Genomic DNA, 19,646 nt, shown 5'->3' on the forward strand with positions numbered 1-19,646 from the left:
GTTCCGGTCTCCGGCCCCGCGCCGGCCCCCCCCCCCCCCCCCCGCACCCCCGCCCCCCCGCCCCCCCCCGGCGCGCGGGGCCCCCCGCGCCCGGCCCCCCCACCCCTCTGGTCTTGCAGCCCGCAGGACTCCCGCCATGCCGGGCGGGACCGTGACCAGCATGGAGAGGACTGGTCATGAACGCTCTGACCACACCTGCCGTGGCCACCCTGTACGACGCGCTGTTCCTGAAGGGCGGGTTCACGATCGTGACTCGACCTGACGGCAGTGCGTATGTCCCAACCGACGGCTACGCAGTGAGCATCACCGCAAGTCAGCACACGCTCTCGGCTGCTGCGCCGTTCAAGGAGTTCGTGGAACTGGTGCGCAGCGTCACGGGTCGATATGAGGACGCCAACGGACTGGGAGGTTGGCTGTCCGAAGGCCTGATCTACATCGACCCGGTTGAGGTCGTCCACGACCAGGAAACGGCCACCTTGGTCGGGAAGCAACGACAGCAACTGGCGATCTTCGACCTGGCAGCAGGCACGGAGATCGCGTTATGAACACCGGTGCACCGAAGGTGTACCCGGTCGCAAGGTGAGCCATAAGGCGGCCGCGCAGCTGCCGTCGGACGGACTGGAGGGGCCGGGCAGCTCCGGCTCCCCTTTCCGTGGATGAGGGCCCCAAGCCCGCCCACGGGGATGCCGCCCCGTGGCGTCCGCATCTCGACGCGGACGCCTGGCGCCTTGGTGGCCCTCACAGTCCCGGTCTTTGGAGAGGACAGGACTATGCCCAAGTTTGCCACGCAATCAAGGGTCGCGCGAAGGGCATGGGCCGCGTGCGAACTGTGCGGGCCCTACGGCATGTTGTACGCCTCCACCGCGGGTGGTTGCGTCGCCGGGTGGCTTCCCGAGCGCTGCGGCCGCCGCCGTCGGCGGCCCGCGTCGCACGACATCAGCCCCAATGCCTGCTCGTCGAAGCCGGCGTGATCATGAGCTACACGATCGAGATCACCCGCCACGTCGTGAGCTACCGCACTCGTACTGGCGTCTCCCCGCCCGGGGGACCATGCGGCGGCGAGTGGCTTGACGGCGACTTCCGGACGATCGAGCCGCCGTCGACGACTCACGAGTCGTACGGCGGGTGGGGCGCGGACGAGGTGCCGACGTGATCATCTGGGCGATCGACGCGATCGATCGGACCGGCGTGACCGAGTCGTCCGGAGACACCGCTCCCGAGCACGCCTGGCTCAGCGGCCGGTACGAGGACCCCTACGAAGGCGACAGCAAGGTCACAGAGACCTCCGCGCGGCTCACCGGCGATTGGTCGCCGCACCAGTGGGCCGACGTCTTCCGCACGGTCAACTGCATCTGACTCGCCCTCCGCCGAACTCCGGCCAGTCTGCCCGACGCGCTGGTCGGTTCAGATTCCTAGACCTTCGCACCAGTACGTCGCGGCTGACGAGGTCTGATCCGGAAACGGCTTGGCCACCTCAAGAGAAGGAAGAGTTGATGATGAACGAGCTGTACGACATCAAGGTCGGTCGCCGTGTCCGCCACGTGGATGGCGACGGCAGAGCCGGGATCGTCAAGCGGTTCTACGCCTACCCCTTGGTGACGGTCGAGTGGGAGAGCACAGGGCGTGAGTCGACCGAGAACATGGCCTATCTCCTTCCCGTGTTCCACAGGATCACGGTGTACGAGGTGACGACCGGCAGAGGGCACGCCCTCCGGATCGTGGCGCATGTCGACAACGATTTCCAGGGCGAACGCGTCGTGATCGAGAAGTGGCTCACACCGGCCAGGGCACCAGACGGCTCCCCCGAGCACCCCCTCGGGACTCTCACGTACCGACGAATCTGCGGCCCGGACGACTCCGTCGAGGAGTTGGAACCCGAGCGCGTCGTGGCCGAGGGCGAGCTCTACCCGGACGTCGCCGCACTCCTCTGACGGTTTGCCGGACAGCCGCCGAGAAGCCGCAATCCACCTGCTCGCTCGGAGGGAGGTACATCATGATCTCCGCCAACGCATCGGAGGAGACCCGCGAGCAGTACATATCCAACGTCCTCGCCACCTGGCGGGCCGCCACTCCGGAGCAACTGGAGCGAGGGCGTACCTGGTACCGCACTGCCCACGATCTGGCATCGCTGATTTCCGACGGCGACCCGCGTGCTGGTGCCGGCGTGATCGCCGCCCTGTCTGCCAACAAGTCCTGGTCGGAGAACACCCGGTTGGCACATCGGGCATACGAATTCGGCGTGCCAACCGGCCACTTCCAGGACGCACTGACCAAGGTCACCAGGATCATGGCCGGGGCGGACCCCGCGGAGGTTCTGCCCATGGAGCGCAAGACGGGGATGTTCTTCCGCTGCATCGCGAATCCGTGCGACCCGGACGCGGTCGTGGTTGACCGCCATGCCCACGACATCGCGGTCGGCGAGATCTACGGGCAACGCGACCGGGGACTCAGCAGTGCCCGCCGGTACGCGCTTCTGGCGCACTGCTACCGCGAAGCCGCCTTACGCCTCGGAGAGCTCCCCAGCACGGTGCAGTCCGTCACATGGGTCGTCCACACGGAACGTATCGCGAGCGCTGGTCGTCGCGGTCGTCGAATTTGACCTTGCGCGCTGGCAGTGCAACTCCGTGCGAGACAAAAGAGTTTGGCGCTGATCGGTAATTGGGCACCTCCGCGCACCGTATTTGAGTAGGTGGGCGCCGAACGTGCTGCCCCCCAAGCCCCCAGGCACTCTCGTACCTCTCCCCAGTTCGGGGGTGCCTGGGCCCATCTTCCCACTCTGGTTGCGTAGCTCAGTTGGTAGAGCGCCGGTCTTATAAGCCGTTGAGGTCGCGGGTTCGAGCCCCGCCGCAACCACTGGGTGGCCCCTCGTGGGCTATCTCCACCAAACAAATGAACAAGGAGAAGATTAATGGCGAGTGACGTCAATACCGCTTTCGCGCGCGAAAAGAGCGACCAGCTCGAAGCCGCGCGTGCGGAAGCCCGCGCCTTTCAGGACCGCATCGATCGGGGCGACATCGCACCGATTGGAGGTGATCGCTACCGCGTCATGACCGGCTGGGACGCGGGGGAGACCTTCACCGTGCAACGGGACGCCGAAGGGCGGATCGAGGAGCTTCTCGCCCAGCACGGGCTGGACACCACATCCGGGGGTGCCGCCCTGTACACGAGCACCCCGGCATGGCATGGTCTGGGCGCCGTGATCCCCGGCGGCATCACGGAAGTCGATGAGGTGCTCAAACTGGGCCGCATCGACTGGGCAGTTGACAAGAGGCCGGTCCTGTACGAATGGGACGACGGCATCCGCGCCGCCGACGATCGCTATGTAACCGTCCGCAGAGATACCGGTGGCGCCCTCGGCACAGTGGGAGGACGCTACGAGATCTTTCAGAACGAGCGCATTTTCCAGTTCCTACAGGATTTGGTGCAGCGCTACGACGCCGTCTGGGAGTCGGCCGGCGCGCTGCGCGGAGGCCGGAAGGTCTTCGTGACCATGCGGATACCCCACTCGATCGTCATTGACCGCGGTGGCCTCGATGACGAGATCGTCCTCTTCCTCGCCGCGATCAACTCCCACGACGGGACCTCCGCGGCCGAGTCCGTCGTCACGCCCTGGCGGATCGCGTGTGGCAACACCGAGCGCTTCGCGATCCGAGATGCCGTCCACCGTTGGGGCATTCGGCATACCAAGGGGGGTCTGACCACGCTGTCCGAAGCCCGCCGCAGCCTCGGTCTGACGATGGCCTACGCGAAAAAGTTCGAGGCCGAGGAGAACAGGCTCGTTCAGACCGGCCTGATGGTCGACGACTTCCACAAGCTGATCGACACCCTCTGGACAGTCGACGAGGACGCCGCCGACCGAGCCAGGACCGCCGCCTGCAAGCGGCACGAGGAACTGGACGGGATGTTCCGCGACCAGGCCGGGCAGCTGGGGCGCAACGCCTACGCGGCCGAGCGGACCATCACCGACTACCTCGACCATCGGATGAGGGTCGTCCCCCGCACCCTGAGTGAGGAACTGGCCCGCGCCCAAAGGTCGTTGGAAGGCGGCACCGACGATCTGAAATCCAAGGCTCACCGGGAGCTGCTTGTCCTGACGCGTTGAGATCGGCTCGAATCCAGTGCTCCCGCTCAACTCCAAAGACACTCACCCACGGAGGAGTTCCTCATGCAGACCTACACGTTCGTCCTCGATCAACCTCGACACCAGGACATTGCCAGGCCGGCTTTCGTGGTCGCTGAGGGCGACACCGCGGAGCTGGCCGAGATACGGGCCAGGGACCACCTCAGAGAGATCATCAAGACCGTGCATGGCTTCCGTCGCACATTGATCTTCAAGGGGGTTCCTCTCACGTCCCCAGATATCGACGGCGGGGCCTGGATCGACGCCCGAGACTGATCGGCTTGCTGAGTGACCGCGTTAGGCCAGGAGAGGCTTCAGCCTCGGCGTGGTGAGGCACCGTACGGTCGAGACCCCTTTGATAGCTCACCCGAACCAAGCTCCGGTAGCGGCTTCGTCTGCATTCCCCGCCACCGGTCCCGCCCCCTAGCGGGCGGAGCGGCCCTGGTGGCCGTGTCTGCCGGGTGGGTTGAGCGCTGTGCGGTTCATGGCCTGTCGCCGTGGGGCGTGGCGGATGAGCTGTGGGAGCGGATTGAGCCGCTACTTCCGAAGAAGGAACGACGGTTCCGGCATCCGGGCCAAAAGCCTTTGCCGGACCGGCAGGTGGTGTGCGGGACCTTCTAGTGCTCCGCACCGGGACTCAGCGGGATTACCTGCCCGGCAAGCTGGGCTTCGGCTCGGTCATGACGCGCTGGCGGCGCGCCTGCGGGACTGGAACGAGGTCGGCGTCTGGAGCGTCTGCATGAACTGCTCCTGGCCGAGCTGAGCGCAGCCGCTCGGCTGGACTGTTCCCGCCGACCCCGACGCGGCGGCCTGGGGTCACCTGGTGGCGGCGATGGCCATGCGCCCGCTGCCGCACCTGCGCTCCAACTGGGCCCTGCCCGGCGGTCAACTGGGGGTCTCGCCGTTGAACGCAGCGCCCAGCTTCACCTCTGCCCAACGGGCGTCCGTTTGCGGAACTACTCCGCCGCCAGCTCGCCAAGACTTGACGCACAGCCAGAGACTGCACTTGCCATCCTTGGTGACCATGGTCATCTCGCCAGACTCTGCGAATTTCGGCAGCTTCGGGCGGGGATTTCCTTGCGGGTCCGCCCCGAAGGCTACCTCTCTGGGTACGAGCCGGATCTGTCCGCGCTCCTGGGATTTCGCGGTGATACCCGGACCTTTGAAGGCGATGAAGCTTCCGCCGACGCCCTCTTCGCTCCATCCGACGACACCCTCGTCTTTGTGCCCCAAGCCGAGGACTCCGTACCCAAACCCGTGTCCCGGCAGAGAGACCTCTCCTACGACACCAGCTGCTGTTTTCAGCTTGAGCTGAGGATCCGTGTCAACTGCAGCCACATTGGCTGTTGCTCCCCAGACGCCGGCAGAGGCGGCAACTACGAAGTGCGATGAAGATGGAGGGGATTGCTCGACGTCGTCGAAAATTCCCACGACCCCACGTGCGCCGAAAGCCCATCCCCTTCCGACCACTCCATTACCTGTATGGCTCTGGCCGAAGACTCCGTGACCTGAGCCATTTGTCTCCCCGACTACGCCGTTGCCGTTAACGTCGTTTCCGCCGTAGACCCCGGGGATCCCGTCCTGTTGCGACTTGCCAACGAGGTTGTCCGCCATGGTCCCGTCATTCCTTTCTGCGGGTATCCCCCATTTCTTCGGTACGGCCGCAAGCAGCCGTCGGTTCGCCGTCGGCCGGGGATGTGTCCCTGCCACCAGTATCGGACCTAACTGGCCCCGTCGCACCCGGAGGCTGTCGGCGGTGCGGAGGAACCAGTGCGGGCGGCACGAGCTCCAAGGTCTTTGACGGGGGTGGGAGTTATCTCGTGAGGGCCAGGCTGTGCAGCCGGACGATGCTGAGCATGGCGGTGTGAACGCCCCCGCGTTTTAGACGGCAACCGCGAAGGGTCTTCCAGCCTTCATCTGCGTGAAGGCATGCTCGGCCTCGACGCGCGGATGGTGCCGTGGTGCGCCGGCGAGCTGCTACTGCCCGTAAACCCGGAGCAGCCGCCCACCGTGAGCTGCTCAACCGGGACAGGCTGCCCGGCCCTCGTGCCCCATGGTGAGCTCGGTCGGCGCGTGTGGGGTGGCACGAGTTGTCAGCTCTGGTGGTTGCGCTCAAAGCAACGGAGTTGCGGGCCGAACGAGCACAGGCCGCATAACGCCACCGCCCTCAACTGTCGTGCAAATAGCCTTACTCGATGTTTTCCCAATGGCTAGCTCTCATGAGAATGGAGGGAATTTCGTGGTGTCGTTTGCGCTTGATGAGGAGAAGGTGTTCTCTTGGCTTACTGAAATCGTGATTGACTATGAATTTTCCAGAGCATTTGACGAGGAAATTCAAAGCCGCAGTGGGGTGTTGCCGCCGCCGATTGGGATGGACTGGCAGCCCATTGAGCCCGGACGGGAAGACGATGTCTATCTACTGGTCCGTGCGGCGCAAGATGCGGACGTGATCACGAGTACAGAAGGGATGGTCATCACTTTCGAGTTCATCGACGACGGAGACAGGGGGTTCTTCCGGTGGATGCTGGACGTCGTCGCGCCGACCCCGCTCAAGCTGGCGACGCCGTCCGAAGGGATGCCGATGCTCGCGGAGTCGGACGTGTTCGGAGTCGAAGTGGCAGTGGTCATCCTGCGGGAGGCCGTCCAGGCGGCTAACCTCCTCGTGCAGCAGCTGTTGGAACACGTCGCGGCCAGGAAGACGCCAGGCCACAGCAGCTGATGGCCGTGCCGAAACACCTTCGGGCGTTCCGAGTGCGGGAGACTGCCGGAGAGCCTGGAGGTCGGACCCTTGCAGATCGACTTGAGCGCGGTACGGGAGACGGTGAGGGAACTTGCCGAACGGCTGGAGGAGCTCGACGGCACGGAGGTCGACGAAGCGCCGACGCGAGCCGGCGCCCGTCAGCGCACCGAAGTCAGCCGTAACCTCCAGTACCTCGCCCACCTCGGAAGCAAGAGCTCAGTGGACGTCATGGATGCCTTCTACGCGTTCAGGCAGTGGGACGGCGACCGACCGACCGGCAGGCGGGCATCGGATGAACCGCGCGACTGAGGCTCTGCTGCGTGAGGTCACGCGCCGACTTGAGCGGGCCGTCCACGAAAGGGACTGTCCGGCGATCGTTGCGCTACAAGGGGACCGGACCCTGGTGCTCTCCGACTACGACTACCTGCAGGACGACCCGACCGCCCACGCCTTCGAGCGCCGTGCAGCGGAAAGGGCACATGAGATCGAGGCCGTCCGATTCGCCTTCGCTGTTCCCCAGGTGTGGCTCTGGACCTCGGAAGCCGTGTACGGCCGAGCAGTTGCCAACCTGCCTCTGCGGGAAGGCGAGCAGGAACTAATCGCCTGGATGGGGTTCGATGAGGCTGACGGTGTGGACTACGGCTACTTGCCGTATGCACGCCGCCCGAGCGGTGACCCTGTCTTCGACGACGGCGACCACACGGTGATCGCGGTGCCTGCTCAGCCGTACGACAACTACCCAGGCCTCCACTTGCTCCATGCCCTGACGCAGGACTGACGTGGGCAATGGGAGGAACTAAGGCTGACGGAAAGCGGCCGGTCTGGTCGCGCCCGCATAGTCGTTCCCTGTGTACAGATATGGCTCGATCCGGATCTTGGTGCCCGGCCTGGGCGCGTCGATCATCTGTCCGCCTCCGATGTAGAGGCCGACGTGGTGGATGCCCTTGTCGGGGATACCGTAGAAGACCAGGTCTCCGGGCCGGAGTTGCTCCTCGGTGGGTATGTGAGGACCGAGGTCGTACTGCGATTGTGCGGTGCGGGGCAGGGAGATCCCGGCTGCGGCGTAGGCAGCCTTCGTCAGGCCGGAGCAGTCGAAGCCCGAGTCGCCGGTTTCCGGTCCGTCGCCGCCCCATTCATAGGGGAGCCCGAGTTGCCCCTGGGCGTAGTTGATTGCCTGAAGGGTGGTTGAGGTGGGGTTGGTGTCCGCTCCGAAGGCTGTGCCGCCGGCGTAGGACTGCGCTTGGGCGAGGACTTCCGAGACGTACCAGTCAGCGTGGTTGTAGGCCTTGATGGCGCGGGGGACGTCGCCCTCCCGGGCGCCGGAGTCGCAGAGGTACGCGGCCGCGGCGTAGATCGCGTCATGGGCGTCGTACGGCGAGGCCGCCGTCGCACCCTCGCTCGGGGGCGAATGCCGGGTGACGACCGACTGGAAGGTGGCTGGCAAGAACTGCATGGGACCACGGGCCCCGGCTTCGTTGCTGCCGCTGTGGACGCCAGGGAGTCCCGAACGGCCGTGATCGGACTCGACCTTGCCGATCGCGGCCAGCACGGTCCAGCTCAGGCCGGGGCAGGTGGTGGACGCCTCCATGTACAAGGACAGGAAGTCGAGCGGGATGTCCGAGAGGGCGGCCGCGCTGGGCTGCGTCGTGCTGTTGCCGAAGGAGGAGAGCATGCCTCCCGCTCCGGCTGCGCCAATAACTGTGATCGTCAGGAGAAGTCCGAGTACCGCCGCCGTGACCCTCCCCATGCCAAATCACCGCCTTGCACGTCGAGGCGAGGCGGGCGGTGGGACCGGTGGTGCGGGCGGAAGCCCGTTGGAGGGATTCGGGTCGAGTGAGTGCGTGGGGTCGAGCGGCGGTAAGTGGGGCCAGGCGATCGGGAGTTCGGTGAGGCGGAGCCTCCGGGACGTAGGTCGCCGGACGTCGAGCGGCTGCCAACACACGTTGGCGGGGTAGTGGAGGTCTGCGCTGGAGGTGGCCAGGGGGACCAGCGACGGGTCGTCGAGGTCGGCCAGGGCCGTGGTGAGGGCGTGGCGGACGTGGGTCTCGCGGTTGGCGGTGGGCATCCAGAGCAGGACGGGTGTGGTGATCCCCGTTGTTGTGGCCAGCTTGGCGTAACCGGTGAGTTTTCGGGCGACGCGCTCGGGGCGTTCGGTGCCGAAGTCGAACTCCAGGAACCATTCGAGGGCAGCGTGGCAGTTTTCGTCCTGCCAGATGCCATAGGCGTCGGGTCGGACGATGTCCCCGAAATGCCGTGTGCAGCGGCACTCCGACCACCAGGTGGTGAGGTGTCCAGATGCGTCAGCTCGGCGAGAGTGCGCGACGAGGCTGCTGAAGAAGCCGTTGGTGCCCACGGTGTGGGCCAGATGGAGAGAGTAGGCGATGCCGAGTGCTCGGTCGTGCCGGTAGCCCACTTCGCGTGGCTCAAGTCCTTGCTCGCGGGCGAGCAGGGTGGCTCCGGTGACGTCGAGGACGTAGTGCATGGGGGCGCTGCCGTAGGTGACGAAGGGCTGGAAGCGGTCGATCACCCGCCATTCGTACAGCCGCCGCAGCCGTATGTTCGCCGCGCGCGGCGAGGGCCACGCCATCTCGGTGATCTGGTGGGTGGTCAAGACTCGGTGCTCGTGGAGCATGCGAACCAGCCACCGGTCGCGGTCGGTCAGATGTGTGGCGAGGTGGGCGGCATAGCTGCTGGTGGCGGCCGTGTGTTGGCTGGGGCGTTGGGGGCGGTGCCCGCGCAGGGTGCGTTGGGGGGTCGGGTTGGTGATCAAGGGAGGATGCTCCGATCGCGTCGGGTGTGGTGACGTCAGGGGCGGCGGGGATCCCCTGGTTGGCCCGGGGAGGGCTTTCGAACGGTGGAGGGCTGGGGGCGGGCGTTGCGCTGCGCGGCGGCACGGATCTGCTTGGCGCGACCAGGGACGGCTGGTGGGAGGGGCTCGGTGACGACTGTGAAGGCCGGGGCCTCGGCGCCGTGCAGAACCGGTCGTACAACGGCGTGGAAGGCGTCGAGGTTGGACAGGTCGTGGGCGGTCAGCCGTGGTTCGATGTGGCGGACCAGGTGACGTGCGTCCTCGGGAGAGGCGTTGAAGAAGATCTTGGTGCGGGCGTTGGCGCTGATGCCCTCCTCCAACTCCTTCGGCAGCTGGCGCAGGTACTGGTGGGCGAGGGTCATCGACAGCCTGTAGCCGCGAGCCTCGGCGAGCATGTCCTCCATCGCGTACGGGAGGTTGAGGAAGTTGTGCGCCTCGTCCACGTACAGACCAGCGTCCAGGCGCTGGGTCTGGGGGAGGCGGGCTCGGCTGGTCGCGGCCTGCCAGGTGCGGGCGACGACGATGGAGCCCATCAGCCGGGAGGTCTCGGTGCCCAGCGCGTCCTTGGCGATGCGGACGAGGCAGATTCCACCGTCGAGGACCTGATCCATGTCGACGGTGGAGGCGCCGCCGGCGAGTGCAGCCCGTACGAAAGGCCGTAAGAGAACGCCGCGGAGTTTGTTCATCAGCGGTGCGGTCACCTGGGCGCGGAACGGGGCGGAGAGACTGTCGTACCAGGCCCAGAAGTCCCGGAGGATGTCGTCGCTTATGTGGCTGACGGCGCGTTGCCGGAAGGCGGAGACGGCCAGGAGCTTCGGCAGATCGGTGAGGACGGGCACTCCGCCCTGTGCCCGCAGGGTAAGGAGTCCGGCCCGCAGGATGTCGTCGGTGCGCGGTCCCCATGAGGACGCGTAGACGCGGGAGAAGATCGAGACAAGGTTGTCGACGACGCGGGCGGAGTCGGCACCTTCCAGGGGATTGAGGACGGGCGGTCGAGACCTGCTGCCGGCGTCGAACAGGATCACTCTGGGCCCGAGTTGCTCAGGAAGGCGCATCAGGAGGTCTGTGATCAGATCGCCTTTGGGGTCCACGACGACTACGCCGCGCCCGTCCTCGGTGTCGGCCAGGATCATCCGGGCCATCAACTCGGACTTACCCGACCCCGTGGCGCCGAGGATGTGTACGTGTTGCCGGGCATCTGCCACCCGGAGTCCGACCGGTCGGGGGCGACCGGTGTCGGTGAGACCGATGGGCCGAATGGAGCGGCCTGAGGTGGCGATGCCGGGCGGAGGCGGTACGGCGCGAGCGCCGGCGCGCTGCAGCCCGGGTACGGCTTCATCCCAGGGTAGATGTGCTACGGCGGCCAGCTCTCGAACCGACAGCAAGTCGCCCTTGCCCAGACGGCGTTGATTGAGGGGCAGAAGGGGGCGACGGCGCCGGGCGCGGCGGTAGTAGTTGTGCTCGGTGAACGTAGCGAAGGAACTGGCGATGGCATGACCGCGACCTCGTAACCGGTCGCGTGTCACGGCGAGTTGCTCGTCACCCACATCGGTGGGCACGGTCGCCGCTACTACGTAGCGGACACGAGTTTCGTACGGTGCGCTGCGCTGCTTCGCGACGATCGCGCGATCCTCGACGGACGTCTCCATCACGGTCTGCCGATTGGTGGAAGATGTGCGAGTGCGCGTGCTCGGGTGGGGGTAGCCCGGTGTCAGGAAGTCGAGCAAACGGCTCACCGGGCGGCCGGAGCGGCCGCGCGACCTCCGTGCGGCACGGCGGGCCCGCGCGACCCGGTGTCCGGTCACGGGCCGGGCCAGCACCTGGACCACCGCCTGCTCGTGTGCACCGAGGTCGACGGGGGCACCGAGCAGGGCACGGATCGGGTCGGCGGGGAAGTCGGTGCGAATCGGCAGGGCCTCCGAGCGGGCCAGACACAGCTCGCCTCCGGCAGCCTCAACGCTCTCTGCGGTCTGGAAAGCCGCCGAACGCGCCGATGCGGTGCGGGTGCGCGCGCCGGGCCACGCGGCCTCGATCGCACGCTCCACCATTCCCGGCGGAACGGTGCCCGGGATCCACAGCCGGATCCGGATCGCCTCGCGATCGAAGGCGTACTCCCACGCCACGTGCGGCTGGCCTGTCATTACACGACGCCAGGCCGGCCGAAGCAGCCCGAGCAGGTTCGCCCACAGCGCCTCAGCGCCCGCGGGATCCACGGTGGGCGGCGGGAGTACGGTGATGATCCGGGCGTTGATGGCGAGCGCCCGGCGACAGCGCCGTCGCCACCATCTGGCCGTCGCGCAGCAGGCGGATGCGACGACGAGGAGGCAGGCGGTCAGGACTGGCCACCAACTGCCCAGCCAGTGAGCAGTGTTGGCGAGGACCTGAGAAGTGGTGCCACCCGGGTCACGCAAGTAGTGGGGCAGCGGAGAAACGGAGCCGCTCAGCAGCGTGGTCGCCGTGCTGGCACGCAGTCGGCCGACGCGGCGCTCTGTGTCGACTTCCGCCTGCCACGAGCGGAACGTCCGGTTGCCCAGCTTCTTGAGGAAGTGGGGGATGCGGTTCGCGGCGATGCCCACGAGGCGCGGGCCGAGCACGGCCAGCAGATCGTTGCCCTCCTGTGAGTGCCACCCCGCAGAGGTGATTGCCGCCTCGTCGGGAAAGACATCCGCGATCCGGTCGCGCTCGCCGTCGAGCAGAGAGTCCTGACGTCCGCCGAAGCTGTAGACCCACTGGAAGTTGTCGGGTGGGTCGGGTTCGACCAAGGCACGGAACCGGTTGACTTCCTTCGTGTAGGCGTAGAAGTTCGTCTCCGGCCGGGCCCGCATGATCCGCAGCCAGGCTGACAGATAGACGTCGGTGAAGAAGTCTCCGGAGTTGTGCACGCGCACCCATGTGCCGTGGAACTTCCGCTTCCCGAGCTCGGAGATCATCGCCTGCTCCCACCCGGGCAGGTCGTCGAGGACGAAGCGGAGGTTGGCGAGGTGCTTGGCCCGGACTGTGCGCCACGTGTAGGTGCCGTGCCGCGCGTAGCAGACCTCGCGGCAGATGCCGGCGGACGGGCACGTGTTGTAGGTCCTGCCGTCCGGGAATCGACCCGCCCAGGCGGGCAGCGTCCAATTCCAGACGCCGATCGGCTTCAGTTCGCGGTTCCGGGTGAGGAGTTGTGCGGGGCGTGTGGGCGCAGGGGAGGGTAGCCCCGGCGGATGAGACGACATGAATGTCCTCGCGGGGAAAGAAAGAGGCGAACGGATTCAGATGGAGTCGAGGTCGATCTCGTCGCCGGAGAAGGTCTCTGAGGTTCCGGAGGGGAACTGGTCCCCGGGATCGAGGAAGACGTCCTGGTCCTGCGCGGTGGCGTCTTCCTCGGCGTAGGCCGCGAGTTCGGCTGGGTCGGTGGTCACCAGGTAGTGCTCGGTGGGGGAGGCGACGGCCTCGAAGGCCACGCGGTGGGTGCTCGTGGACAGCAGACCCTGTCCTCGGTCGGCGCTCAGCAGGAACTGCCGTTCGCCTGCGGAGAGATCGAAGACGCGCGTGATCTCCTCGATGGCCTGCGGGGCCTGACGCAGGAGGATCTGAGTCGCGGCGTTGGCCACGACCGCTTTACCGAGGTCGGAGCCCAGCAGATCAGCGGTGTCCTGCGTGGCCACGGTCAAGCCCGCCCAGCGTTTCCGTGCGGCCTTGGCCATCCGGAACAGGAAGTCCGCTCCCGCCGGCTCCTTCATGAGCAGCCACGCCTCGTCCACGGTCACGAATCGGGGGCGGCGAGCCGTGGGATTGGACACCTGCCGCCATACGGCGTCGAGCGTCAACAAGGTTCCAACTGGCTTGATTTCGTCGGCCAGATCTCGCAGGGAGAACACCACGAGATGGCCCTCTGACCGGGTGGTGGTGGGCCCGGCGAAGAAACCCGAGAAGGTGCCTTCGACAAACGGGTGCAGCCGAGCCGCCAGGTCCCCGGCAGCGCGATTCTTGGAACGGCGCAGTACGGAAACGAGATCGGTGAGCAAAGGCGCGGCCCGGGTCCAGGTACGCGGGTCCGAGGTGATTCCCGCCCGTTGGTAGGTCGCGGCGATCGCCCGGTCCAGCACAGCCCGCTCGTCGGCGGGCAATGCCGAGCCGAGCAGGACGGCAACGACGGTGTGCAGGAAGAGAGCCCGCCTGACCAACGCGTCCTTGGCCGCCGTACGACGTCCGTCGGGCCGTACATGCACTGGCAGGTCGAAGGGATTGAGACGTACGTCCTCGGCGCCTACGGGTACATATGTTCCGCCGACTGCGGCCGCGAGACGGGCGTATTCGTCCTCAGGATCGATGACGTACGCCTCCACACCCCGGTAGAGCGAGCGCAGCAACTCCAGTTTGACCAAGTAGGACTTGCCTGCACCGGAGCGACCCAGGACGACGGAGTTGTGGTTGTCCAGAGTGAACCGGTCCCAGTGGACCAAGCCCTGGCTACCGAGGTTGTAGCCGTAGAGCACACCGGCGGGAGCGGCGACCGAGGCAGGGTCCGTCGGCGGCAGATCGGGACTGGTGAAGGGGAATGCCGCCGCCAGCGCCGCCGTGTCGAACGTACGGCGCATGCTGATGAGGTCCAGGCCCATGGGCAGGCAGGTCACCCAGCCCTGGAGACTGCGGTACGTGGTCGGTTTGGCGTCCAGCAGCAGACTGGCCGCCAGGGCCCGCACCGCGGCGGCTTCGTCGGCGAGCTCCTCACGGCTGCCCGCGTGCACGGTCAGGTACAGGCCGAGGCGGAACAGCTTGCCCTCGCCACGGGCGACCCGCGCGGACAGGTCGTGGGCGTCCTCGGTCGCGGCTTCGACCTGTGGGTCGACCAGACGTCCGTGGTCGGTGTCACGGCGTCGGCCCGATTCGAGCTTGGCGAGCTGACGCTTGAGCCGGTTGGCGGCGGTGACAGGGTCGATCGGCTCGACGTGCAGGCTGACATCGAGGCGGCCGGCGTGTGTGAGCAGCGGTTGCAGCCAGCCCGGATTCACCTCGCGGGGATATCCGGTGACGGCGAAGGACGCCACCCATTCGCCGCCCACCTCCAGATGGCGGGGTGCGACGGCGAGGGCGTCCGGGGCGAAGGCGCTGGCGGCCGACGTGTTGCCGGGGGCTCGAGGGCGGCGTTTCACAATGCTGTCCGCGCACTGTGCCGGGCGTCCGTAGCTTCTTCCGCCGGTGCGCCGGTGGTGATGACCTCGTCGGCCCCGGCCAATGCGGAGGAGGCGGGCAGCAGACTGTCGGGATTGCAGGCGCCGGCCAGGACGGCGGTCGCCTGTCCGGCGTCCAGCAGCGTGATCCGCACGCCGACAGGACCGAGGAGACCGGCCGCCTCCTGGACACGGCGCAGCACACGAGTCTCGTCCGCACGTCGTACGGCCGGATCGGCGGCTTCGCCGGTTCGGCGGGTCTTGCGGCGCCGGGCGAGGGATGCCAGGGGTGAGGTGCCGTCGAGCGAGGCGTCGAGGCCATGATGTTGCGCAGGTTCGCGGAGGATGAGCAGGACCTGACGGCACAGAAGGGCGCTGCCGAGCGCCAACTGGTCGAGGAAGTCGGCGTGTTCGCGGGCGGCGGCTTCCAATGCAGGATGGGGGAGGGATACCGCGCGCCGGCGCAACTCACTGATCTGCGCAGACACATCCAGACGCACCGAACGTACGAGGATCTGGACAGGTGCGGTGAGTGAATGCAGGTACCGGCCGAACACGGCGACCAGAGCGTCCTGTTCAGTGGGGGTGCGCAGCGCGAAATTCACGGTTCCGCACACAGCGACCATCGCGATGCCGTCCGATCCGAGATCGATGACACCGGCCTCGCTCACGCCCTCGGCCGGGAGCCGTAGCGGGGCTGAGGCGGTGCCCTCGGCGCCTTGGTCGATGCTGTCGGTCTGCCGGGTGAGCCAGCTGGGCGGCGGAAGGATGCCGTCTGGGGCGGCGACCTGGATCCGGGGCACCGTACGTTGACGAAGCGCGGCCATTACCAATCGGTCCAGCGAGACCCCGTCACGTTTGCCCAGCGTCAGGAAGGCGGCGGTGGCCGCGATGGGCACGGCAGGAATCAGGAACACCAGCAGGGGCACGAACGCCCGGGTCATGGACCACAGCCCGTACAAGACGATGCCGGTGGTCGCCAGGATCGTCAACTGCCGAGCGGTCAGGTTGGCCACAAGGGTGTCCTCGCGGTCGATGTCTGTGGGGATGCGTACGGGCTGGGTCATGACCGGTCCTCTCCTGATCGGCTGCGCCTGGTGCGGCGTTGGGAAGGAAGCGGAGACCTGAAAGTGGTCGGTGGAGGAACGCTCGTACTTGGGCCCCGAACGGTGCCGGCCGGGGGTGTGCCTACGGGCGGGCGGAAGGCGGCAGGCGGAGGTGGTTGAGCGGCGCGGCGGGGCGGAACGCGCGGCTGGGACGTGGACTGTTCGAAGTGAGGATGGGTTGGCAGCGGGGGCCTGACTGTCATCCTGACCGGAGGCGTAGGTGATGCGGCGCCTGGGGCCTGGAACGTCGGCCTGCCGGGCGGCCGAGCCGGTCGCGGCCAGCGCGTGGCTTCGTTCGAGGCGCCGGCCCCGGGAGCCTGGAAAGTTGGCAGCGGGGGAGGTCCGGCGGCAGGACCGAGGGGCGTGCTCTGGCCGGCCACTGGGCGTATCGGCGGGAGAAACGTCGGCGATCCCGGGCTGCCGGTCGACCTGGACGGCGTACCGCCCATGTTCCGCCCGGAACCACCAGAAGGCGGGCTCGAGTTGGAAGGGCGGGGCGGGAGGGCCGGCCCGCTCGGCCCCGCGGAAGGCGGCGTTCGGCCCGCTCCTCCGACCGAAGCGGTGCGCCCGGCATGCGAGCCTCGAAGGAATCCGAAGGTCTTGTACATCACGTAGGAGCGCACCGCGCTGCCGACGAACGAGCGGCCGTGGCCGAGACGGACCGACCCCAGGATCCAGAATGGGATCTTGAAGACGATGTACATCAGTGCCAGCGTGATCAGTACGTTGACCAGCCCGCTGTCGTCGAGCCCGAACAGCCCGGCCACGCCGGAATCGCCGGGGGACAAGAACACTCGCGCCCCGGTGATCAGAGCGAGGGACTGGGCGACCTGCACGGCCAGCACACCGCCGAAGGCTCGCCACCACCAGCGGGCGACGCCGTCGGTCTGTGGCAGGACATGGCAAATCAGAGCCAGGGGAGCGGCGACGACCAGGATGATCGTCAGGGTCACACGGACCACGAAGGTCAGCAGCAGCGCGACCAGGACGCCGATGACCACCAGCCATACCAGGTTGAGGAAGATGTTGCTGTTGCCGGAGCTGAAGGCGCTCAGGACGAAGTTGCGGAGTGCGGGACCGGCGGTGTCCGCGTCGACTCCACCGGACATGGCGGCGCGGGACAGGGCGTTGGCCAGGTCCACTGCCTTGCCCGTGAGGAACAGCGACAGTGCGGCGGCGATGAAGGCCAGTGGAATCCGCGGAGCGATCTCCTTGATCGAGTGCCGCGTCTGGACCGTCTCGTGCCCCATCACCACGATCCCGGCGACGGCAATCAGCGAGGCGTAGCAGGCGAGGGCGATCTGCCAGGAATTCGTCCACAGCTCGCCCACACGCGGCAGTGAGCTGGGAGACGGCGTGGTCAGCAAGGTGTCGCTCAGCAGATCGAGCAGCGGATTGAGGGCGCCCGAGATCACCGACTTGAAGAAGCCCGTGATCGCGCCGCTGATGCCCTTGGCGATCCACCCGGATATCCCACCGGTGCCGTCACCTTCGGGTACCTCGGGCGGCGGCAGGGTGCGGGGAGTCGAAGCCGGCGAGGACGGAGTGCTGGGCTGCGGGATGCAGTCCGACGTCGGGCACGAGAACCCCTTGTCCGACGGTGCTGGGGTGGGGTCGGTAGATGTGGTGGGGGCAGGCGCCGGCCCCGGGCTCGGGACCGGGCTTGGGTCCGCGTAGGCGGAGAACACCGAGGCGAGTACTGCTAAAACCAAGGTCCCGAGCACCAGGGCACGGCGCCAGCGGAACCCTCGGCCACGGGTACGGGACGAGCCCGGCCGACGAACCGTGTCCGTCGGCGCGAGCTGCCGCAGCGAGGTGGCGACTTCGGTCTCGACCGTGGACATCATGCCCCCACGATTCCTTTGAGGATCTCGACGACAAGCGGAGCCAGTGCGGCCAGCCCGTATCCCCAACCGGCGCTCTTGAAGGCGATCTTGGCCTTCTCGACTTCGCCGGGGTCATTGCCCGCCATGACGTAGCGCACTCCGCCGAGGGTCAGGAACACTGTGGCAAGCCCCGCCAGGATGCCCATGATCCAGTTTCGGATGTTGTTCAGCACCTCGTTGACGGATGCGGCCAGCGCCAGCACATTCGCCACCTCTGCTGCCTGAGCTGAAGCTGCTCCCAGGAGGCACACGAGCAGCAGGGTGAATCCGGTGAGCAGCAGCCCCCCGCCGAGCCACCAGCCCGCGCCGTTCCTCAAGAAGGCATGGTGCAGCCTGCCTCGGAGGCGGAGGACGACACGCCTCGAAAGTCGGGAAACGGATGTCCGGCACATCAGCGCACCTCCGAAGACGGCGGGGACATTGCGGCGGGCGCTGAACTCCCGCATGCCAAAAAGCCGGGATCCGGGCCGGTTTTGGCCACGTCGAATGAAGGATTCTGGGATCGTCCGGGGAGCGGCTCTGTGTCTCCTCGGTCGCTCATCACGACGAACTCCCAAGTGACGCCACGGCGTTGCGGCGAGCGGGAACCGTTGAGGAGCACGGCAGTTCACCCATGACGGAACGGGCGACCGGGTCGTCGGAGGTGATGCTCCTGGCCTCGTCGCGGAGGAACGCGATCAGGCGTGCCTCGGCTCGACGACGGATCTTGTAGGTCGCGTTGGAAGTGGTCCGGTGCTGGGCGGCCCAGTCGGAGACGGTGATGTCGTCCAGCCGAGTCGCACCGATCAGATCGGCTTCGGTCCTGGTCAGGACCGACTCTCGGACTGCACGTGCCAGCACCAGATCCGGGTGTCCCCACGGCGGTCGCGGCGCGGCTGAACGGAACCCCGGGGAGACCGGAGTGGGGGCGCCGAGTGCGTCCCTCAGAGCGGCGGACCCCTGCCGGTAGGCCGCCCACCGTAGTCGTGCCAGTACCCGGGGGCGTGTCACGTCAATGGTCGTCAGTCCGCTCAAGAACCCCGCCAGCACTTCGGCTTGGATGTCGAATGAGTCGCCGGGAAACCCTTCGGTAAGCCGTCGCACCACTCCAGCCAGTGCGGGGAGCGCCATGCCTGTGCACCCCAGAGTCCAACTCGCCCCCTCCCGGCGGGAAAGGCTGACCAGGTGCATCCAGACCGCGTCACGTGTCAGACGGGGGCAGCTGGGACGCAATAGCCGGTCCCGCAACTCGTTCAGCGGGATCATCCGCTGCGGTAGACCACGGAAGGCACGGCCGTCCAGAGACAACGGCTCGGGGCCAGCGACCAACAGCGCGAAGCACTCCCGGGCTGTGTCAAGCGGTCGCACGCGATCCGGCTCGCGAACGGAACGGACTTGCCCGTGATGGTGAGCAGCCATGATCGGGCGCCTCCTCACGTAGGGAAGAGATGACGCCCTCAGAGAGCCAGGCTCTTTGCAAGAAACGACCAAGGGGAAAATAAAGTCGACCAATTGCTCAAACGGCATTCGGACTCAGCACGGTCCAGCGAGGCGAACGCTCCTTTAGTGCTGTTCTAGTAGCTGTTGACCTGAGGATTTAGTGATGATCTAGGTCTCGCTTGCCGTGCGGTCGAGCTGCTACGCCCTGAGAAATATCTTGAATTCGCTGTGGCCAAAACGGACCCGGATCCCGGTTCTTTTGGGTGTTGGCCATCCCCAGTCATCCCTGCCCGTGACCGCGCCCCGGAGTTCGCGTGGTCTGATGACGTCATCTCGCGGAGGCAGCCCCGTGCATCCGGACGATCCCAAGGCCGAACCACCCCGTGAAGCCTGCGACATCGAGACGGGGACGT

At 67.0% G+C, this 19,646-nt stretch carries 19 protein-coding genes, 1 tRNA gene and 1 pseudogene; 12 read left to right on the plus strand and 9 right to left on the minus strand.

The window, feature by feature from the left end; all coding sequences use genetic code 11:
- The first annotated feature begins 176 nt into the window (after positions 1–176).
- The 9 genes and pseudogenes from ACFULQ_RS11740 to ACFULQ_RS11780 all read left to right on the plus strand — a co-directional run.
- On the plus strand, positions 177–545 hold the full coding sequence (locus ACFULQ_RS11740) for a hypothetical protein (RefSeq protein ID WP_383541555.1): 369 nt from the start codon (positions 177–179) through the stop codon (positions 543–545).
- 428 nt (positions 546–973) lie between these two features.
- A complete protein-coding gene (locus ACFULQ_RS11745; protein WP_383541557.1) occupies positions 974–1,153 on the plus strand; it encodes a hypothetical protein in 180 nt (59 codons plus the stop codon).
- Entirely contained in the window at positions 1,150–1,356 is a 207-nt protein-coding gene (locus ACFULQ_RS11750) for a hypothetical protein (RefSeq protein ID WP_383541559.1), read from the plus strand. Before ACFULQ_RS11745 ends, ACFULQ_RS11750 begins: the two co-directional genes overlap by 4 nt.
- A gap of 137 nt (positions 1,357–1,493) precedes the next feature.
- The gene (locus ACFULQ_RS11755) at positions 1,494–1,931 is read left to right on the plus strand and encodes a hypothetical protein (RefSeq protein WP_383541562.1); all 438 of its coding nucleotides are present in this window, start codon (positions 1,494–1,496) and stop codon (positions 1,929–1,931) included.
- 62 nt (positions 1,932–1,993) lie between these two features.
- Positions 1,994–2,599: a hypothetical protein gene (locus ACFULQ_RS11760; RefSeq protein WP_383541565.1), complete on the plus strand. Its 606-nt coding sequence runs from the start codon at positions 1,994–1,996 to the stop codon at positions 2,597–2,599.
- Between the two features lie 179 nt (positions 2,600–2,778).
- Positions 2,779–2,853: transfer RNA gene (locus tag ACFULQ_RS11765), tRNA-Ile, on the plus strand.
- A gap of 55 nt (positions 2,854–2,908) precedes the next feature.
- Positions 2,909–4,102, plus strand: coding sequence for a DUF932 domain-containing protein (locus ACFULQ_RS11770; protein WP_383541567.1), 1,194 nt, complete (start codon positions 2,909–2,911; stop codon positions 4,100–4,102).
- Between the two features lie 63 nt (positions 4,103–4,165).
- The gene (locus ACFULQ_RS11775) at positions 4,166–4,396 is read left to right on the plus strand and encodes a hypothetical protein (protein ID WP_383541570.1); all 231 of its coding nucleotides are present in this window, start codon (positions 4,166–4,168) and stop codon (positions 4,394–4,396) included.
- A gap of 213 nt (positions 4,397–4,609) precedes the next feature.
- Positions 4,610–4,912, plus strand: a pseudogene (locus ACFULQ_RS11780) (transposase); the annotation flags it as partial.
- 93 nt (positions 4,913–5,005) lie between these two features.
- Here ACFULQ_RS11780 and ACFULQ_RS11785 read toward each other — a convergent pair.
- Positions 5,006–5,734: a hypothetical protein gene (locus ACFULQ_RS11785; RefSeq protein WP_383541652.1), complete on the minus strand. Its 729-nt coding sequence runs from the start codon at positions 5,732–5,734 to the stop codon at positions 5,006–5,008.
- A 625-nt stretch (positions 5,735–6,359) separates the two neighbouring features.
- Here ACFULQ_RS11785 and ACFULQ_RS11790 point away from each other — a divergent pair.
- From ACFULQ_RS11790 to ACFULQ_RS11800, 3 genes are all read left to right on the plus strand, one after another.
- Positions 6,360–6,839 (plus strand): hypothetical protein, encoded by a 480-nt coding sequence (locus tag ACFULQ_RS11790; protein WP_383541573.1) that lies wholly within the window; start codon positions 6,360–6,362, stop codon positions 6,837–6,839.
- Between the two features lie 69 nt (positions 6,840–6,908).
- Positions 6,909–7,169, plus strand: coding sequence for a hypothetical protein (locus ACFULQ_RS11795; RefSeq protein ID WP_383541576.1), 261 nt, complete (start codon positions 6,909–6,911; stop codon positions 7,167–7,169).
- Between the two features lie 94 nt (positions 7,170–7,263).
- Positions 7,264–7,638 (plus strand): hypothetical protein, encoded by a 375-nt coding sequence (locus tag ACFULQ_RS11800; protein WP_383541578.1) that lies wholly within the window; start codon positions 7,264–7,266, stop codon positions 7,636–7,638.
- Between the two features lie 18 nt (positions 7,639–7,656).
- On the opposite strand, the gene ACFULQ_RS11805 is transcribed toward ACFULQ_RS11800, so the two are convergent.
- From ACFULQ_RS11805 to ACFULQ_RS11840, 8 genes are all read right to left on the minus strand, one after another.
- Complete coding sequence (locus ACFULQ_RS11805; protein WP_383541579.1) at positions 7,657–8,532, minus strand: NlpC/P60 family protein; 876 nt, start codon at positions 8,530–8,532, stop codon at positions 7,657–7,659.
- An 81-nt stretch (positions 8,533–8,613) separates the two neighbouring features.
- On the minus strand, positions 8,614–9,630 hold the full coding sequence (locus ACFULQ_RS11810) for a replication-relaxation family protein (protein ID WP_383541582.1): 1,017 nt from the start codon (positions 9,628–9,630) through the stop codon (positions 8,614–8,616).
- Positions 9,631–9,665: 35 nt separating this feature from the next.
- On the minus strand, positions 9,666–12,884 hold the full coding sequence (locus tag ACFULQ_RS11815) for a helicase HerA domain-containing protein (protein WP_383541584.1): 3,219 nt from the start codon (positions 12,882–12,884) through the stop codon (positions 9,666–9,668).
- Between the two features lie 36 nt (positions 12,885–12,920).
- Positions 12,921–14,804, minus strand: a complete 1,884-nt coding sequence (locus tag ACFULQ_RS11820; RefSeq protein WP_383541587.1) for a VirB4 family type IV secretion system protein — start codon at positions 14,802–14,804, stop codon at positions 12,921–12,923.
- The gene (locus tag ACFULQ_RS11825; RefSeq protein WP_383541589.1) at positions 14,801–15,889 is read right to left on the minus strand and encodes a PrgI family protein; all 1,089 of its coding nucleotides are present in this window, start codon (positions 15,887–15,889) and stop codon (positions 14,801–14,803) included. Before ACFULQ_RS11825 ends, ACFULQ_RS11820 begins: the two co-directional genes overlap by 4 nt.
- Positions 15,886–17,775: a hypothetical protein gene (locus ACFULQ_RS11830; protein ID WP_383541592.1), complete on the minus strand. Its 1,890-nt coding sequence runs from the start codon at positions 17,773–17,775 to the stop codon at positions 15,886–15,888. The genes ACFULQ_RS11825 and ACFULQ_RS11830 overlap by 4 nt, the downstream gene beginning before the upstream one ends.
- Entirely contained in the window at positions 17,772–18,131 is a 360-nt protein-coding gene (locus ACFULQ_RS11835; protein WP_383541595.1) for a pilin, read from the minus strand. The genes ACFULQ_RS11830 and ACFULQ_RS11835 overlap by 4 nt, the downstream gene beginning before the upstream one ends.
- Positions 18,132–18,354: 223 nt before the next feature.
- The gene (locus ACFULQ_RS11840) at positions 18,355–18,654 is read right to left on the minus strand and encodes a hypothetical protein (RefSeq protein ID WP_383541597.1); all 300 of its coding nucleotides are present in this window, start codon (positions 18,652–18,654) and stop codon (positions 18,355–18,357) included.
- Positions 18,655–19,646 lie beyond the last annotated feature (992 nt).

It is taken from the genome of Streptomyces sp. NPDC057253, assembly GCF_042669125.1.
Taxonomy (GTDB): domain Bacteria; phylum Actinomycetota; class Actinomycetes; order Streptomycetales; family Streptomycetaceae; genus Streptomyces.

Coding starts and splice junctions, on each gene's coding strand:
- ACFULQ_RS11740 (WP_383541555.1), top strand. CDS start 177: ATGAACGCTCTGACCACACCTGCCGTGGCCACCCTGTACGACGCGCTG.
- ACFULQ_RS11745 (WP_383541557.1), top strand. CDS start 974: ATGAGCTACACGATCGAGATCACCCGCCACGTCGTGAGCTACCGCACT.
- ACFULQ_RS11755 (WP_383541562.1), top strand. CDS start 1,494: ATGATGAACGAGCTGTACGACATCAAGGTCGGTCGCCGTGTCCGCCAC.
- ACFULQ_RS11760 (WP_383541565.1), top strand. CDS start 1,994: ATGATCTCCGCCAACGCATCGGAGGAGACCCGCGAGCAGTACATATCC.
- ACFULQ_RS11770 (WP_383541567.1), top strand. CDS start 2,909: ATGGCGAGTGACGTCAATACCGCTTTCGCGCGCGAAAAGAGCGACCAG.
- ACFULQ_RS11775 (WP_383541570.1), top strand. CDS start 4,166: ATGCAGACCTACACGTTCGTCCTCGATCAACCTCGACACCAGGACATT.
- ACFULQ_RS11785 (WP_383541652.1), bottom strand. CDS start 5,734: ATGGCGGACAACCTCGTTGGCAAGTCGCAACAGGACGGGATCCCCGGG.
- ACFULQ_RS11805 (WP_383541579.1), bottom strand. CDS start 8,532: ATGCTCTCCTCCTTCGGCAACAGCACGACGCAGCCCAGCGCGGCCGCC.
- ACFULQ_RS11815 (WP_383541584.1), bottom strand. CDS start 12,884: ATGTCGTCTCATCCGCCGGGGCTACCCTCCCCTGCGCCCACACGCCCC.
- ACFULQ_RS11825 (WP_383541589.1), bottom strand. CDS start 15,889: ATGACCCAGCCCGTACGCATCCCCACAGACATCGACCGCGAGGACACC.
- ACFULQ_RS11830 (WP_383541592.1), bottom strand. CDS start 17,775: ATGATGTCCACGGTCGAGACCGAAGTCGCCACCTCGCTGCGGCAGCTC.